This window comes from Gammaproteobacteria bacterium (assembly GCA_040183005.1).
Lineage (GTDB): Bacteria > Pseudomonadota > Gammaproteobacteria.
On sequence record JAMPIW010000002.1, the window covers coordinates 477,707 to 493,013 of the forward strand.

Genomic DNA, 15,307 nt, shown 5'->3' on the forward strand with positions numbered 1-15,307 from the left:
CAGGCTTAAGATGACTTGTCCGTGAAACACGTGTTTTATTATTGAAAAAAGAACATCACCGCACTGGCGTCACCCGGATTGGTGCGCCCTCTTGCTGTTTTTGCTCCGGCATATCCACCGCAGGGCTGTTGCGATCAGTCCATTCCTTGCCTTTTCTGGCAAGGAAGTCGGCCTCCTCCTTGGGCAATGGCCCGCGCGCCAGTGCGTACTCCCATTCTCCCAACGCCGCACGCGCCTTACGCACCAGCGGATCTTCAGGAGGGGAAAGATGGATATAGGTACGCATCGCCCCCAGCGCACCCCGCAAGTCACCCATTTCCTCCAGGGTAACGGCAAGCCCCCAGTAGGCGTTAGCCTGATAGGGGCGCAAATTGGTCGCCGTGTTAAAAAAACTCTCGGCCTCTTTGTAGCGTTTCAGCCCGAACAAGGCAAACCCCATATTGACATGGGCATCGACCAGATTTGGTGAGAGCTCCAGGACGCGGTGCAAGGCGGTTGCGGCGTGTTCATACTGTTTTGCATGCAGCATCACCACCGCCTGCTCGAAGCGCATCTTGATCTGGGCCATGCGCGCCTGCTTTGCATGCTGTTGCGGATCTTTTTTGGGATCTGCAACCACTTGTGTCTCGCTCATTTTCGCCGGAGGCACGAAAGAGGGATTACGTGTTACACCCGTAATGAGGGCCACCATCCCCATCACCAGCAGCAATGAGACAACAGATGTCGCAATCTCAGTCGGATCACGTTCAAGAGCAACTGGATTCATATCACGCCCTTATGCGCGGCTTCACTGTAAAACGGCGTGCCAAAATAGGTAATGAAGGCAAACACGAACACGGCGATGATCGCCATTGCTCCAACACGGATTGGAATGCGGTAGGTCAGGCGCGCGTGGATGCTTGCGCCGAGCAACAGCCAGTTCAGAAACGACGAGGTTTCCAGCGCGTCCCACGCCCAATACCGCCCCCACGCGTCCTGCGCCCATACCGCACCTGCGGTGAGCATCAAACTGTGAAAGATGAACGCGAGCAGCATGAAACGCCACGCCAAGCCATCCAACACTTCGTCAGCAGGCATCTGTCGAAACCACCCGGCAAAGCGCTGGGCGTGGCGCAGCAGAATAACACCGGCTAGCGCCGTGCCCACCAGACTCAATGACAGAAAAATCTTGCCCAGCCCTACATGCGCCCATAACCAGTCATTGTGATAGGTGGGAGGCAGCGGCGTATCAATGGGCTGCAAGGCCAACACCCAGCCCCCCAGCACCCCCATCAGCGGCAAAGCCACCACAGCACTGGGCCGCAATACCGGCATGCGCCAATAAACGAGCGTAAACACCAGTCCCAGACTGAACAACTGGCTCATCAGTAATTCGAACAAATTGACGAACGGACCATGCCCGATACGCACCCAGCGCTCCGCCAGCGCTATCGCGATTAGCGCCACCCCTGTGGCGACAATCACAAGTACCAGCTTTTCGTGCGAACGGCTCACCGCCATTGCACCAACCGCTCGCCCTTGGGTTCTGATTACGCCTGCAACGGCAATAAAAGTGGCCAGCCCATAGGCAGTAAGACCCGCCCATAGCCAGGGAAGCTCCGTGGCCTGGCCAATGACATTTTCGATAATGTCACTCATAATCCCCTCCCACCAGAAATCTCCGATGCAGATACGTGTTTCAAGCTCGCCCCTGCGGATGGTGCCGGAGTGTGCTGTAGTCGAGCACCAAACCTGCCCCAGAAGTGTGAGCCCAAGCCGATTATCGCCACCATCGCCGAGGCAAACAGCCAATGCAGTGTGGGATCATAAAATACCTTGTAGCCCATCCAGCTTGTCAAACGCTCATAACGCAGCTTGCCACCCTCCAATTGGACCGTCTCTCCCGGCTGCAATTCAACCCGCCGTACCCCGGAGTTGACCACCAGCACGCCGCTGGCGCCTTTGCCGTCCAGCACCCAGGGGGCGTCCTCGCGCAATCCGGTTTTGAGGCGTAACCAGAGTTTAATCTCCTTGCCACCTGGCGGCGTCCAGGTGCTATCTTGTTTGTATTCAAAAAGTGGGTAAGAGGGCATATGGACCGTACCGGTGATAGCCTCCCTCGGCGCCGTATCAGGCAACCACGTCAGCACCGGGGCGAAGCCTTTGTTGAATGTGGTGTAAAAGCGGTATCCCTCCAGCACCAGGGGGCGATCATCGCCCACCACTTTGGTCACCACCCCGCCACGCCCATCCGGCACCAGCACCTGGCTGTGCGTCAGGCCGCGCACCATCCCTGCCGCATATTCCACTGTATATGAACCCTGCACAAAGGCTATTTTATCCAATGCACCGGAGTGAAAGGGACCCTTGTTCACCTCGCTCAACTCCTGAGGGGAAAATGCGCCGCCCTCAGTAATTTCCAGTTGCGCGTCCAGGTGAGTCAACCGTCCGACGCCCGCCAACACAATGATGGAAAGCAAACCGATATGAAAAATCAACAGGCCGGCACGGCGGTTAATGCGTGGGTTGGTGGCAATGGCGGCCAGCAAATTCACCGCCAGGAACGCCAAGGGAACGACCAGCACCCACACCGGGGTGCTCACCGGGTTGTTGTAACTCAACGCCGCGCCTAAGGCCAGCAGCACCATGCCCAGCAATGCCAAGCGGACGGAACCCAGCGCGCGAACCATAGGGATCATGGCAGGTTGCTACACGTCTCACCGCCACTACCGTTCATCCAACTGATCCCGCGCGCACCATTGCCAGGCATACCCGCGGAGCCACAGTTTTGCGGCGTCCACTCGCCACTGCGCCTGAAATTCACCACTTTCAGCACGGAACCGTTGTAATACGGCCCATTGTAAAAACGTGCCGTGGTGTTGTTGCGCATCTGGGTGCCTGGCGGCAGGCCTGCCTCAAGGCCAACATCATTCAGGTTGACCAGGAAGTTCTTGTTCTTCCAGCCGTGCGGCACGGCGATATGGCAATACGTACAACGGAAATTCTGTACCACCTGCGCGTGGCCGGTGTGCAGATTGACACGCTGGACATTCAAACAACCGAAACCCGACGCATCATTTGGATTTCTGGCAAAACCGCTCTTGAGCGTCTGATTGTCAGTTAACAGGCCCTGCGGGAACTTCTTGCCGTAATAATCATAATTGTGGCACTTGAAACACAGGTGATCCTGCTTGTTCTCGCCAGTCTGGTCGTCCCAGGGGCCTTTCAGGAGGAAGTCACTGTTGGAGCCATGTGGCCCCCACACATTGCCCTGCTCGCCACCATCGGGCACTACTGTGCCCGGGGCGGTGGTCGAACCATGGCAATCGGTGCAATACATGGTCTGTATGCCCACGCCTGCATTGAAGGGTTCGCGCCAGATATTCGGGCTGTCCACCCGCCTCACATCGATGGTACGCCCGGTATCCTTCAATGCCGGATGCCAGGAACGGTGGTTATCGCTCTGAAAATCTACCGTGTAACCCTGTCCGGCAGCCGGACCCTTGTATGCCCCGCTGGGAGTGGGTGACGTACCTTCTCCTTTGTGATCGTCCGGCGACTGGTACTCCATACCCATATTGGTGTATTGAATCATCGCATTGGTGCCCGGCGGAGTCCCTCCCGAGAAAGAACCCAGCATGGGTGGCTTATCAAAACCATAATTGGAATGACACTTCATGCAGATCTGATATTCGCGCGTCACATACGGTGCGTTTACATCGGTACTGCCACCCACACCCGGGTCACCGCGCTTGACCACGAAGGTCGTCGGCTCGCTGCCAAACGCGGTGCTCGGCCAGCCGCCCGGCTCCACGCCTGTGATGCCGCGCAGCACACCGGAAGCGATGTTGGTGTGGTGGCGCTCGGGATTGTTGGCGATCTGCGCCGCAGTGTGATTATGCGTACCCTCCGTATCGGGAATCGATGTGTCGGCGTTGAAAATACGATTTTTGGTCACGCGGTGCGGGTTATGGCAGTCCGTGCATTCCGCGTGGCGGTTTTGCAGGCCGCCCACCTCGCCCTTCTTGTTCACCCTGCTCGCCTTGCCCATGTTGGCTGGGGACTCGACAAAATCCTTGCCGCCACCAGGACCATTAGCCTGCTCATCGGTGGCAGTACCGATATCATGTCTTTCACGTCCGGCAGGCTGGTCGCGGCTGGAAATCGGCATGTGGCGCGCCATGGTGGTGAAGTCGGTCTTGATGTCCGGCACCTCGAAACCAGGTTTCACTCCCTGACCCTGTAAAGTACCACCATCCGTGGAATGACAGGCATAGCAGGTTTCCTCGATGGCCGGGTTGCCACCCTGCTTGAATTTGGTGCCATCCGCACCCACCATCGTCGGACCATCCGTGCCTTCACGCAGCAGGCGGCGCGACCCCTGCACGGTATGCGGGTCGTGACAGTTCAGACACGCAGCCTGCCACACTGGCAGATTTTTGGGGAAATCGCGCAACTTGCCCGCCGCGTCCGCATAACGCTCATTGGCCACCGCCGGATGGGCATGGGCCGAACCCACCCAGCCCGCCTTGTCATGGCAGCCCAGGCAGATGATGTCGCTCTTTTCGTTGAAGCGCTTGTCAGTCGGCGGCTGTTGCTGGAGGCGGTTGACGCGCAAGAACTTGATATTGTCCCCGGACGTATCGCGCAGATGGGGATCGTGGCAACTCACACACTCAACCTTGTTGTCCTCCAACGGCAGGGTGGGCTTGACCCCCGGCGTGCGAGTGCCGAGGTGCGCCACCATCGCCGGGTCATACAGCTCACCATCGCGTGCCGCCTGGGCACTGTCGAAGGTAAACGAGATAGGATGGTCATTGGTCAGGTCCGTGCCTAGACGGCGTGTGTAGCCGGTATGCTGTCCACGTCCCTCGGGGATCTTGTCATCCTGCCCAACGCCGGGGCCGGTAAAGTCAATAATCGGCTTTTCAACGCGGTTCAGTACATTGACCGAACCCAGCGCTAATGTGCCGTCGTGGCACGACAGGCACAACTTGGACTTGCCGCCCGGCTGGCCGAGATCGGTCGCATCGATGGATGACGAGGAATACGGAATATAGGTTGCACCCGACAGCTTGCGGTTCCACAGCGGGGTCTTGGGGGCGAGGGTAGCACCATGGGGGGTATGGCAGAAGGCGCAGATCTGGGACTCGTTGGTGGCATAGGCATCGCGCGTTATGCCTTCCGGCAATACAGGTATCACCGTCGACGAGAAATTATGTTTGGTATTGCGTATATCAGCCACGCGCTCGGCCTGGACACTCACAGCGCCCAGCAGCAACGCACCCGCGCATAGCAGCATCGCGGCAACCGCGCGCGGCTTAATAACGTGAGCCTTCCATAACCCTCGCCCTTCGGGCAGCCTTTGGCTGTCCCGTTTTGTTTCCGGCAAAACGGTCATGCCCCTCCCCCCAGATACTCAAAGATCACAATACGCCCGTTAAACATATCCGCGACATATATCCGCCGGCGCTGATCGGTCCAGACCCCCGCAGGCAAATAAAATTCCCCCACTCCGCTGCCCCCCCCACCGATCGGCAGCAGCAGCTCACCCTCACCATTAAATACTAGCAAATGATCATAATAAGATTCCACGACATACACATTACCGGCACCATCAACCGCCACCCCCTTGGGACGCGTCATGTCGCCGAGAAACAGGCCGCGCCTGCCAAACATGCGCAGCACCTTGCCGTCCGGGGCAAGCACCTGGATGCGCGCGTTCAGCGTGTCCGCAACATACAGCTTGCCATTGGCAAACGTCAGGTGGGTCGGTGAATTAAACCCACTCTGGCCCTCCTGGCGCTCGCCGCTGCCAAAGGTGTCCAGAAGATTCCCTGCGTCATCGAATACCTTGATCCGATGCTCATGGGTATCCGCCACATAGATTCTGCCCTGCACCGCATCGCGCGTCAGCCCCGTCGGGTGTTTCAATACACCTTTGCCGAAACTGCCGACAGGGACACCCTCTCTATTGAGACGCACCACCCTGCCCAGCGAGGAGTCGGCCACCAGGATCTCACCGTTCGCACCTAACGCAATACCAATGGGCGCTTCGAAACGGGTACCCTCCAGCGCCATCTCCCACACATGGAGCTTACCCACCTTCTCATCGAACACGTAAACCGCCTGGCGACTGACGTCGGTGACATAAATCCTGCCGCCGTCATCCACCACACCGGCCTGCGGACGCTGCAATATCACGGCCTGGCGCTGGTCCGAAAACAACCCGACCAGCCACTTCAGCCCCGTCAACCCAAGGTCGCCAATGCCTCCGCCACCCTCGGTCTTTATATTCTCCTCACCCGTCAATTCGCCAACATAGCGGTAACGGGGCGTCTCCGGAGCTGGGGGCCACACAGTGGCTTGCGCGCCCTCTGCCTGATAGCGCAACACCGAACGCGACTCGGCGCAGCCCGTCAACAGGGCAAAGGCCATCAGCACGACACCAATACCACAGCGCTGCAAGCTGATCGCCATTAGTTAGTGTTTTGGCCCTTGGTGCCAGGCGCAACACGCATGACCTGCACGCGCCCATTCAGGCTGTCAGCGACAAATAGCAAGCCCTCATCAAACCACAAATCGGTGACATGCCTGAATTGACCAAGACCTGAACCAGGATGGCCGACACTCGCAGCCAATCGCCCCTGTTCATAAACCTTGATGCTGCCATCACTGAAATCGCTGACAAAGACACGGTTGTCCTGATCAACGGCTATTGCTGTGGGAAAAATTATCCCCTCCTGTGGAAGGGAGTAAGAGTATTGGCCACCCTCCCCCAATACCTGAATATGCTGCCCAACGCGCGCCGTGACATAAAAACCATCAGGCCCCTGTGCCATGGCTGTGATATTCAAGAATTCCCCAGGATCACCGCCGCGACCGCCCATGGAGCCGGTCAACTGGCCCATGCTGTTAAATACCAACACGTAATCATATACCCCATCCGCCACGAACACACGCCCGCTTGGCTCATCCACGGTCACGGAAACCGGACGGGTCATGTTCAGCGGATTACTGAACGTACGCAGCAAACGGCCTTTCCGGTCAAACTGCAATACCCGGGCACCAAAGGTATCAGCGATATAAAACGACAGGTCACGGGCAACATAGATATCCGCCCCATCCCCCGTCATCACACCAGTCAAATTCATGACGGGCGTCAATCTGCCGGTAGCGCGCTCATACCTGAACAACATGTCCTGGCCGGCATCCATCACAAAAAGGGTATTCCCGCGCGCCGCGACGGCGATGGGCCGCACAAAGCTCAACTCCCTCACACCCGCAATGAAATTCCCTTCCGGCCCGCCGCGAATAATCTCCCAAGGCTGCAATAGTTCAAGGGACTGGGTGGGCGCTGCCACCACACTGGGAACTGGCGCCGGCACGGAAACCGGCGCCCCATCCTGCCCAACCTCTTTCATTGAAGCAACCGACGGCGCTTGCTCTATCTGTCCTGGCGCAACAATGGCACTCTGAGGCGGCGGCATATTGGTTGCTTGCGCGCTCTGATCCTGAACTGGAGGCGATAATGTTGAAGCAGGCACCGGAGCCGCAGCAGCCAACTCTACTGGCGCAACCCCATCTGGAGCAATGGTTAAGGGAAGCGGTTCCGGCATTGCCGTCACGGGCACAGGTGCCAACAGAACCTCATCTTGCGGAGTTCTCTGAACAACCACCGGGGAAACGGGTGTGCCAGCAGCCTGGGCGGATTGATCCTGATTTGCAGCCTGTGATTGATTGACTAGCGGCGCAGGCGCAGGTTTACCCAGCGAGGCACAGCCGGATTGCGCCAGCACCAGGGCTACGCCCAGCGCTGTCAGCGAAAGCCGGCAGTTTGACGGGGAACGGAGTGACATCGTCCACAATTCAGGGTTGGCGGAAAGGCGACCTTGCCGTGGCACACGCCACAATACCGGCCTTGGATGATGGCCGCCATATTAACGGGATTGGCGCCCGCCTGCGGGAGAAAGATCAACGGATGGCAGTTGGCGCACGTCAGCCATTCCGTGTGCTGCCGATGAGGAAAACGGACATTAGGCATCGACCCGGTATTTTTAAAGATAATATCAAAATCCACCGGGAACATTTGAACTTCACCATTGAGTCCCTTGCGCGGATCAATCAAACCGTCATCAAGCGCCTTTACCCAATCGATAATGCCTTTTGAATCCCTGGGAAAATCCGCCAATGCCTCGGCAGGGTCCGCCAGCACCTTGATCGCCGGATTGGTTGGATCACGAATACCATCTTCCGCCAGCGGCACCGCTTCGCCCTGCGTCTGAAAATGCCGCCCTTTGGACCATATCAACTCCGATGCGGCGGCACCCTCCATAAGAATCAGGCAAAGCAACGCCGCCATGACACCCCAAACACGCGCGCAGAACACCCGCCCGGCCAGACGATTGAATTGGAGATTTTTCTTTTCGCTCATCGCCACCCCAAACCCGCAAACACACCCCAACTACCCAGCACGCCGAATCACTAGCTTTTTGCTTTGCTTACCGCAGGCAGCCTTCGCAACCCTCAATTGTGATCTGCCCACAGGGGGGAGGCGATCACCACACTTATAAAACGTGAAACGCCCTCGAACCAACCACCGCGACTAATTCACGCCAGCGATCATTAGCGCCCGCTGAAGTTGCATCGTGGCATCCTGAAGATTGCCGATAGCAGTCGCATAATCTTTTTTGGCGGCCTGCTGTACCGCATCCCCGTGCATAGCCTTGGCCTTTTCCGACAACTCACGCATCTTTTCCACGGTAGCAGCCGGGGGATTTCTTTGCTCTATGGCAAGCGGGATCAGCTCTTCATAGCTTTTGTAGCGCGACAACTCATACTCATATTCCTCGGCAGGCGTGGCAAAGTTTTTGTCATACACCACCGTCTCTGCATTAAGCAGCACACCCAGAGCACTCGTGACCATTCTTTGCGCGCCCATCAACACCTTGTTCGCCTCATCATAATGGCCGACATCGGCATGGCCGCGCGCTTGGACAAGGGCGTCCTGGAATTTCTTCGTGTCCAGCGTGTTTGCGGCATTCCCTTTCTTGGCCGCCAATCTGTCACGATGCTGCTTGTAAGACGACTCAAAGGTCTTTATCGCATCCAGCAGCTCGTTATAGCGGAATTTAGGATCGGTCACCTCAGGTGAATCGCTGGGCACCAGGCGCGCTGCCGCGCTCACCAGCTTGAGCGACTCGTCAACTTCCGCCTGTGCCTTGCCAATATCCCCTGCTGCCAAGGCAGTCCGCGACGCGTCAAGATGAGCACGCGCCGATCCCAGCATATCCTTGGCCTGCGCGTTGCTGCTTGCGGAGATACGCTGCGCGCCCTTGGACACATTCACCAGCATGTTGGCAAAATCAATTTTCTGCTTGACTTGGGCCTCCATGGCAGAAGGCGTGACAGGAGGAGGCGCCGAAGATCCCTCGGTTTCAGCAGGGGCTGGAGCTACCGTGGAAGACGATTCCACCGGCGCAGCTTGTCCTTTATCGACGACATGGATCTTGCCGCCCATATTTTTATGATTGCGGCATTGGTAATACACCACCCCCGGCGTGGACGCAGCCGGGGCAAATTCCACCGTTCCCCTATAGGTAAATTGACCCGTCACCCCTTCGGTGATTGTACTGGCGCCCTGCCCAACCGGATTGTTTGAAAAATAGAAATCGTGCATAGGGCCCGTATTGACGTTAAAGGTATACTCCACCCCACGCGTCAAAACCAGGGTTTTACCCTGTACGCCGTCGACAACCAGCCCCATCTTGCTCCCCTGCCCGTAGAACGGATGGGTGCCGTCCTTGGGCGCTGCCGTGACCACAAAATCCCTCTTTTCCGCCGCCAATGATGCGCCGTGATACCCCGCAAGACAAATCGCAAGCACTGGCGCCATAAACATACTATGTTGGTTTCTAAACTTCATCATCATTACCTGATCACCTGCAAGAATAATCCGCTGACAGTTACTCAATCAAAGTGTCCATCGACCTTCAACCCGAGACATTCTGGTTGAAACCGCTAACCTCCCTTTTAGCGGCACGCAACGGTCTCAAGATAAGCCGGCCGAAACACAACACTTCAATGCACGGACTTCAAAAAATACCACCCTGAAAAACCACTTCTAAAGTAGGCCTTTCAGGATGTTACTTAATGGAACTCGCAATAAAAACATAAGCGGCGGACCATCAGCCGACGGTCCGCCGCTTATCTTCACTTCCAGGGATTCTTAAGAGTAGTCTCGCTCAGTGGCGGCTTCCAATCATCCGGCTTGGGCTTGGAGTGACATTTCTTGCACGACTTGGTGGTAATCGGGAAGGACACCTTGCCGTGACATACGCCGCACTTCTGGCCCAACAGAATGGCGGACATGTTGATCTGGTTAGCACCCTTCTGCGGAATAAAGATCGCGGGATGGCAGTTGGAGCAGAACAGCCACTCCGTGTGCTGCCGGTGCGGGAACACCACATCCGGCACCGAGGCCTTCACTGGGCGTACGATATCAAGATCCATCACAAACGGTTCTGCATCGGGATCTTCACGGTCCCAGCGCGGCCTGATCTTTTTCTCATCGAGCGTCTTCACCCAGTCAACGCGATTACCGAACTCAGTTGTAGGAAGCCCCTCGAATGCCGATTTGGGTGCCGCCAGGATATGGGTGGCCTCATTTTGAGGGTCACGCAGACCGTCTTCCGCAGGCGGCAACTGAAATGCCCGTTTCTTCAGGTTGCGGTTGAAGCTATTGATATCAGCGACTTCGGCGATATGAATCACCTGCACATCGGATTGAGCAACCTCGTCGACCGGTTTGTAGCTGGGCGCGTAAGACAGGTCTTGCACCGGCACCGAGCCGTCAGGCCGGGCCACCCCTTGAGCCTGCGAACTGCATGCAGGCCCCGCCACCAGCAGCGACAGGACAAATGTCACAAAAAGCGTTTTATTATACCGATTCATCTTCTTTTTCCTCTATCCATCACTTTTTAGGAGCAGGTGCTTGGGGCGCAGCGGGAGCGGAAGGTGCCGTCATCGGTTGATATGCGGGCGCCACCAGCGTCTGGACCGTGCTTCCGTGGAAGTGCGTCGGCGTGCCGGGGACACCGGAATGGCACATTCCGCAGTTTTCCACTGACCAGGCAATTTCGCCATTGTGGCAGGCGCCACAGAACTTGCCATCGATGATCTTGGCCATGGTTATCTTGTTGCCGCCCGCCTTGAACTGGAAGCCCAAATCGGCATGGCACACCTTGCAGCGGAAACGGACACGGTGAAACCAGTGCGAAAAGACCGCAGGGCGCATACCTGCCGCATCAGCATAATTATTGATCACAACATCACCATACTCCGCCTGCGCGGGCGTTGGCACCACTAAAACTGCAAGCCATGCGGCAACACCCAATACAGCGGCGCTCCACATGGAACGACTTTTGGTTACAAACATTGCGCTACCCTCCCATCTTCAATTATCAAATCGTTTGACAACAATTTTCGCGGCTATATCCCAACCGCACAACACCACACATCGGCAACTGTTCCATGCGTTGCTCTACCTCGCCCATCCATGGGCTCGTCAAAAACGACGCGCAATCCTGAACAACAGCAATTTTGAATTCTGCCCGTCGATCTGTATTAAACGCAAGCTCAGACTTGCATCCAGGAGCCCAATCGCATAATCCAGGCGATTATCCCATTCGGAGCGGTCAATCCCCTGTTGCGTTGCCGACCTGGAAACAAACAGGTTGGACAGGAAACGCAAATTGGTGATGCCAAGCACGCTGGAATGCTGATAGTCAATTCTACCTGTTGCCGTTGTAATATTGGAAGCCGTACCGAGGCCAGGAAAATCCTGGCGCACATACTGCACAGTAAGATTACCCGATAAAAAACTCAAGCGGTTGATGGGCTGAGTCCGCATTATCTGAAAATTGGCAAGCTGCTGGTTATCCTTGGTATCGGACAGACTCCTCGAGTCCGATAGGGTCGCCTGCACGGTTGAGGTGCCGGTATCCGATTGGCTCCAGGCCACCATACCGGTATGATCCAGCCGGGTATTCGCAGCGGCAATCCCGCTAAACTGGCGGTTCGCCACCGTCCCTTGGTGGTCCTGCTGGGCAGTAATCGTATCACTGCCACCAAAACGGTAAAACCCGTTAAGCGACTGCCCCAGGCTCATCCTCACCGAAGATGTATCGTTCACAAGCCATGTTTTCTGGCCGTTGTGCGCCAAAGTGGCATAAACCGATTGCCGGCTTTCGTTTTTGTGCGGCAGTTGATTATCCGCCTTGTCAGTCTGGTTATCAGCCGATCCCGTAGCATACCATTGATACGTGCCAGACCCCTTGAAAAGATCCATGGTGTCGGACTGATACAAAGCTCCCACCTGCTGCCGTGAGATCCGTGTTGCCACACCGTTGCTGTCTGTAGCTGTTACCGCCGCGCTGCCATCAAAACGCAAGCGCTTGTTATATTGATAAAACCCGCCAAGGTTGGCGCTAAGATTGAGCGAACTATTGGAATCAAGCGGGGTATTGCCATCGAGCTTGAAAGCCCGCACACCGCCGCTGAGCGAGAGCGGACTCGCCTCGGGGCGCCAAAACACGAATGTTGAGGCCTGTGCGATATTGGTGGTGCTGCTGCCCGAGGTCGCACTGGCACTAGTCACCCGAAAAGAGCGGTCAAAATTGTAGTAACTGGCCTTGGAATCAACCCGCAACGCGGGGGACGCCGTGTAAAAATGACTCAGGTCAAAGATAAGGCTCTCATTGCGCAACTTGGACAATGAGTGTTCGGTAGTCCCCTGGCTTAACTTGACCAGAAGATTCTGCTTTGAGCGCCGCATATCCATCTCCAGCCCCAGCAGGCTGTCGTCATAGCTACCGTCGGTGACCGAACTCCAGTTCGAGGTGTCATACCGGAACAGGAAACGGTCGTTTTGCTCCGTAAGATACGACTGCCGCAATTCGAGACGGCGGGTATCAAACTCCAGGTTTGTAAACGTCACCGGGGCGCTGCTGATCCGCCCCATGTCAACACGGCTATTGCTAGTCAAATATCGCAGACTGAAAGGCGAGCGGCTTTGCGGAAGCAGGTTGAGATTGAACTCGCCCGTCACTATGTTGGAACTGCTGTCCTGGAGACCGCTATCCGAATTAGCCTTGCTGACACTGGCGGCATCCCGCATCAAGGTCAGACCACCTTCCGCCGTGGCAAACCAGGGCTGCCAGATATAGGAATTCGCGCGCAAATTGACAAGGAACTGATTGCTCGCCGTTTTGCTGTCATCGGAACCTTGCAGCAGACGGTAGTTGTAGCCCAGGCTGCCCGTCACCTCCGCAGGCCCCACAGCCACCGCGAAGCCACGCAAAGGCCACGCGAACGCGAGCAGTGCCAGCATATAATGCCTGGCGTCAAATCTGCTCATATACATAAGGCGTGACAGTCATATTGCCAACCGCGCCGACGGCGCGCCCCTAGATAGCATTCAAATTATTATTAAAAACAGCACCGAATTGCAGACCGCCCCACACGCTCTGCGATTTCACGGGCCAGCATCTTTTTCTTCATTTATCGTAACCGGCGTCTCCCTGCGCAGCCGCTCGATAAGCGCCTGCCACGCCACCTCCCCCCGCTCCCTCGCCAGCAAGTCACGCGCGCGCGATTTTGCGGCATCAAACGCGCTTAATGCGGGCGCGACGCGCTCCTCCAGCCGCAGCACCGCCACCCCTTGCAGCAACAACAGCGGCGCGGAGACATCACCCGGCTTCATGCCATCCAACACCTGCTGCGCCTCGCCGGCCAGCATACCTTTATGCACATATCCCAGATCCCCGCCCCGGCCCGCCGAAACGTCCCCCGAGTGCAACCGGGCCAGCTCGGCGAAATCCGCCTCCCGGCGCTGTGGCTCTGCCTGGCGCAGCCTGCCAACCAGGCGTGCCGCCTCGGCCTCCGCTGCCTTCCATGCCGCACCTGTCGCAGAAGGCTCCACCTTGAGCAGGATCAACGCAACCCTCAACCGCTCCGGCGCGGTAAACTTATCCGGATGCGCATTATAATAACCGCGCACCTCTTCCGCGCCCGGCTCCGGCACACGCCGGACATCCGCATCCAGACGCCCCAGCAGATCGTCGCCTTCCAAGCCCCGGTTCTTCGCCTCCTGCCGCAGCAGAGCACGGTCAATCAAAGCCTGCGCCACTTCGCGGCGGTAGGCGTCAACCTGCTCCTGTGAGGGCGCACCATGAAAAAACTTGCGCCGCATCCCCTCATGCAGCGCGGACTGATACTCCGCCTGCGATATCGCCTCACCCCCAACTATAGCGAACGGCGCGACCACTCCTTGAGTCTCCTGGGGCGGCACGCCAGCAACAGCAACGCCCACCAAGGCCAGGGTTAATATCTGCAACGCCCACCAGCGCCCCCCCCTATTTCGCATGACAGGTCAAACATAACGCGCTGCCCTTGGGATCAATGCGCAGGAAGGTGGGATTGTAATCGACATGCGGATCATGGCACGAGGCACACTCAACATACGGTTGCGGCTCGCCGGCATATTTGCCGCGCGTACCGGTGCGCGTGTATAGCTTCATGTCGGTCTTTTCGAAGGCCAGCGAGCCCTCCACGGGGGTGTTTACCCACCACACCCTCTCCGTGCCGACAATCGCGGTGTTGGCCTGGTTGAAATCCTTGTCAGCGCCCGGACCGGAGGGATTGGAATTGGAATAGCCCCCGCCCGCATACTGGATGCCCACCGGGTGATCATTGGTCAGATCCTTGCTCAAATTGGTGATAACGTTGGGTGGCGCGATCCTGCCGCCGACGGAGGCCGCCTGACCGCTCCAGATGCCGCTCCTGAAGCCTGGAACAACCCGCCCGGATCCAGGCTCGTTAAGCAACGAGTCCATCGCCTGGGTGCCGTCATGACAGGAAAGACAAGCCAGTGAGACTGAGCCCACCTGCTCCACATGGGCATCGAGCGTGGTGGTGCCCATCTGGTCATAGGTTTGAAAGCCATTGGGGTCGAGATTGCGGTTCCAGATGGGAACGGCTGCGGCCTCGTTGCCACCATGGGGGGTATGGCAGAACACGCAAATCTCCCGCGTGCCGCTAAATTGGCTGGCCGCGTTCACGCCCGTGCTGCCGAGATTGTGCTTGGTGTTAAAAATGCCGGCCAGCGCGCCGCCTGCGGCAAAAAAAACCGAGCCACAGACAATAAGCAGCACTGCACCGACAACGAGCCCTCTCCCACGCAACGAATGTTCTTGGTGATTTATTTTCAATTATGCCACCCTCGTTGTCTTTAGCTTTCTAACACAGGGGGTTTTGCACTGTCAATGAA

General features: G+C 57.2%; 13 protein-coding genes. All 13 read right to left on the bottom strand.

Annotated features, from left to right (window positions below; translation table 11 throughout):
* Positions 1-55: 55 nt before the first annotated feature.
* Positions 56-766 carry a tetratricopeptide repeat protein gene (locus tag M3A44_03905; GenBank protein ID MEQ6340803.1) on the bottom strand — a complete coding sequence of 237 codons (711 nt, stop codon included), beginning with the start codon at positions 764-766 and terminating at the stop codon, positions 56-58.
* A complete protein-coding gene (gene ccsA / locus M3A44_03910) occupies positions 763-1,638 on the bottom strand; it encodes a cytochrome c biogenesis protein CcsA (GenBank protein ID MEQ6340804.1) in 876 nt (291 codons plus the stop codon). The genes M3A44_03905 and ccsA overlap by 4 nt, the downstream gene beginning before the upstream one ends.
* Positions 1,635-2,678 (bottom strand): cytochrome c biogenesis protein ResB, encoded by a 1,044-nt coding sequence (locus M3A44_03915; GenBank protein ID MEQ6340805.1) that lies wholly within the window; start codon positions 2,676-2,678, stop codon positions 1,635-1,637. Before M3A44_03915 ends, ccsA begins: the two co-directional genes overlap by 4 nt.
* Positions 2,675-5,380 carry a hypothetical protein gene (locus M3A44_03920; protein MEQ6340806.1) on the bottom strand — a complete coding sequence of 902 codons (2,706 nt, stop codon included), beginning with the start codon at positions 5,378-5,380 and terminating at the stop codon, positions 2,675-2,677. Before M3A44_03920 ends, M3A44_03915 begins: the two co-directional genes overlap by 4 nt.
* Positions 5,377-6,459 carry a 6-bladed beta-propeller gene (locus M3A44_03925; GenBank protein ID MEQ6340807.1) on the bottom strand — a complete coding sequence of 361 codons (1,083 nt, stop codon included), beginning with the start codon at positions 6,457-6,459 and terminating at the stop codon, positions 5,377-5,379. Before M3A44_03925 ends, M3A44_03920 begins: the two co-directional genes overlap by 4 nt.
* Positions 6,459-7,838, bottom strand: coding sequence for a hypothetical protein (locus M3A44_03930; protein ID MEQ6340808.1), 1,380 nt, complete (start codon positions 7,836-7,838; stop codon positions 6,459-6,461). Before M3A44_03930 ends, M3A44_03925 begins: the two co-directional genes overlap by 1 nt.
* Positions 7,799-8,413, bottom strand: a complete 615-nt coding sequence (locus M3A44_03935; GenBank protein ID MEQ6340809.1) for a cytochrome c3 family protein — start codon at positions 8,411-8,413, stop codon at positions 7,799-7,801. Before M3A44_03935 ends, M3A44_03930 begins: the two co-directional genes overlap by 40 nt.
* A gap of 171 nt (positions 8,414-8,584) precedes the next feature.
* Entirely contained in the window at positions 8,585-9,880 is a 1,296-nt protein-coding gene (locus tag M3A44_03940; protein MEQ6340810.1) for a hypothetical protein, read from the bottom strand.
* 311 nt (positions 9,881-10,191) lie between these two features.
* Positions 10,192-10,932, bottom strand: a complete 741-nt coding sequence (locus M3A44_03945) for a cytochrome c, class I (protein MEQ6340811.1) — start codon at positions 10,930-10,932, stop codon at positions 10,192-10,194.
* A 19-nt stretch (positions 10,933-10,951) separates the two neighbouring features.
* The gene (locus M3A44_03950) at positions 10,952-11,392 is read right to left on the bottom strand and encodes a hypothetical protein (GenBank protein ID MEQ6340812.1); all 441 of its coding nucleotides are present in this window, start codon (positions 11,390-11,392) and stop codon (positions 10,952-10,954) included.
* A 153-nt stretch (positions 11,393-11,545) separates the two neighbouring features.
* Positions 11,546-13,396 (bottom strand): hypothetical protein, encoded by a 1,851-nt coding sequence (locus tag M3A44_03955; GenBank protein MEQ6340813.1) that lies wholly within the window; start codon positions 13,394-13,396, stop codon positions 11,546-11,548.
* Between the two features lie 117 nt (positions 13,397-13,513).
* Positions 13,514-14,404: a peptidylprolyl isomerase gene (locus M3A44_03960; protein MEQ6340814.1), complete on the bottom strand. Its 891-nt coding sequence runs from the start codon at positions 14,402-14,404 to the stop codon at positions 13,514-13,516.
* The gene (locus M3A44_03965) at positions 14,394-15,248 is read right to left on the bottom strand and encodes a cytochrome c3 family protein (protein ID MEQ6340815.1); all 855 of its coding nucleotides are present in this window, start codon (positions 15,246-15,248) and stop codon (positions 14,394-14,396) included. Before M3A44_03965 ends, M3A44_03960 begins: the two co-directional genes overlap by 11 nt.
* Positions 15,249-15,307: the final 59 nt, after the last annotated feature.

Excerpts from the sequence above, each read along its gene's own strand:
- M3A44_03905 (MEQ6340803.1), bottom strand. The coding sequence starts at position 766 with ATGAATCCAGTTGCTCTTGAACGTGATCCGACTGAGATTGCGACATCT.
- ccsA (MEQ6340804.1), bottom strand. The coding sequence starts at position 1,638 with ATGAGTGACATTATCGAAAATGTCATTGGCCAGGCCACGGAGCTTCCC.
- M3A44_03915 (MEQ6340805.1), bottom strand. The coding sequence starts at position 2,678 with ATGATCCCTATGGTTCGCGCGCTGGGTTCCGTCCGCTTGGCATTGCTG.
- M3A44_03920 (MEQ6340806.1), bottom strand. The coding sequence starts at position 5,380 with ATGACCGTTTTGCCGGAAACAAAACGGGACAGCCAAAGGCTGCCCGAA.
- M3A44_03925 (MEQ6340807.1), bottom strand. The coding sequence starts at position 6,459 with ATGGCGATCAGCTTGCAGCGCTGTGGTATTGGTGTCGTGCTGATGGCC.
- M3A44_03930 (MEQ6340808.1), bottom strand. The coding sequence starts at position 7,838 with ATGTCACTCCGTTCCCCGTCAAACTGCCGGCTTTCGCTGACAGCGCTG.
- M3A44_03935 (MEQ6340809.1), bottom strand. The coding sequence starts at position 8,413 with ATGAGCGAAAAGAAAAATCTCCAATTCAATCGTCTGGCCGGGCGGGTG.
- M3A44_03940 (MEQ6340810.1), bottom strand. The coding sequence starts at position 9,880 with ATGTTTATGGCGCCAGTGCTTGCGATTTGTCTTGCGGGGTATCACGGC.
- M3A44_03945 (MEQ6340811.1), bottom strand. The coding sequence starts at position 10,932 with ATGAATCGGTATAATAAAACGCTTTTTGTGACATTTGTCCTGTCGCTG.
- M3A44_03950 (MEQ6340812.1), bottom strand. The coding sequence starts at position 11,392 with ATGTGGAGCGCCGCTGTATTGGGTGTTGCCGCATGGCTTGCAGTTTTA.
- M3A44_03955 (MEQ6340813.1), bottom strand. The coding sequence starts at position 13,396 with ATGAGCAGATTTGACGCCAGGCATTATATGCTGGCACTGCTCGCGTTC.
- M3A44_03960 (MEQ6340814.1), bottom strand. The coding sequence starts at position 14,404 with ATGCGAAATAGGGGGGGGCGCTGGTGGGCGTTGCAGATATTAACCCTG.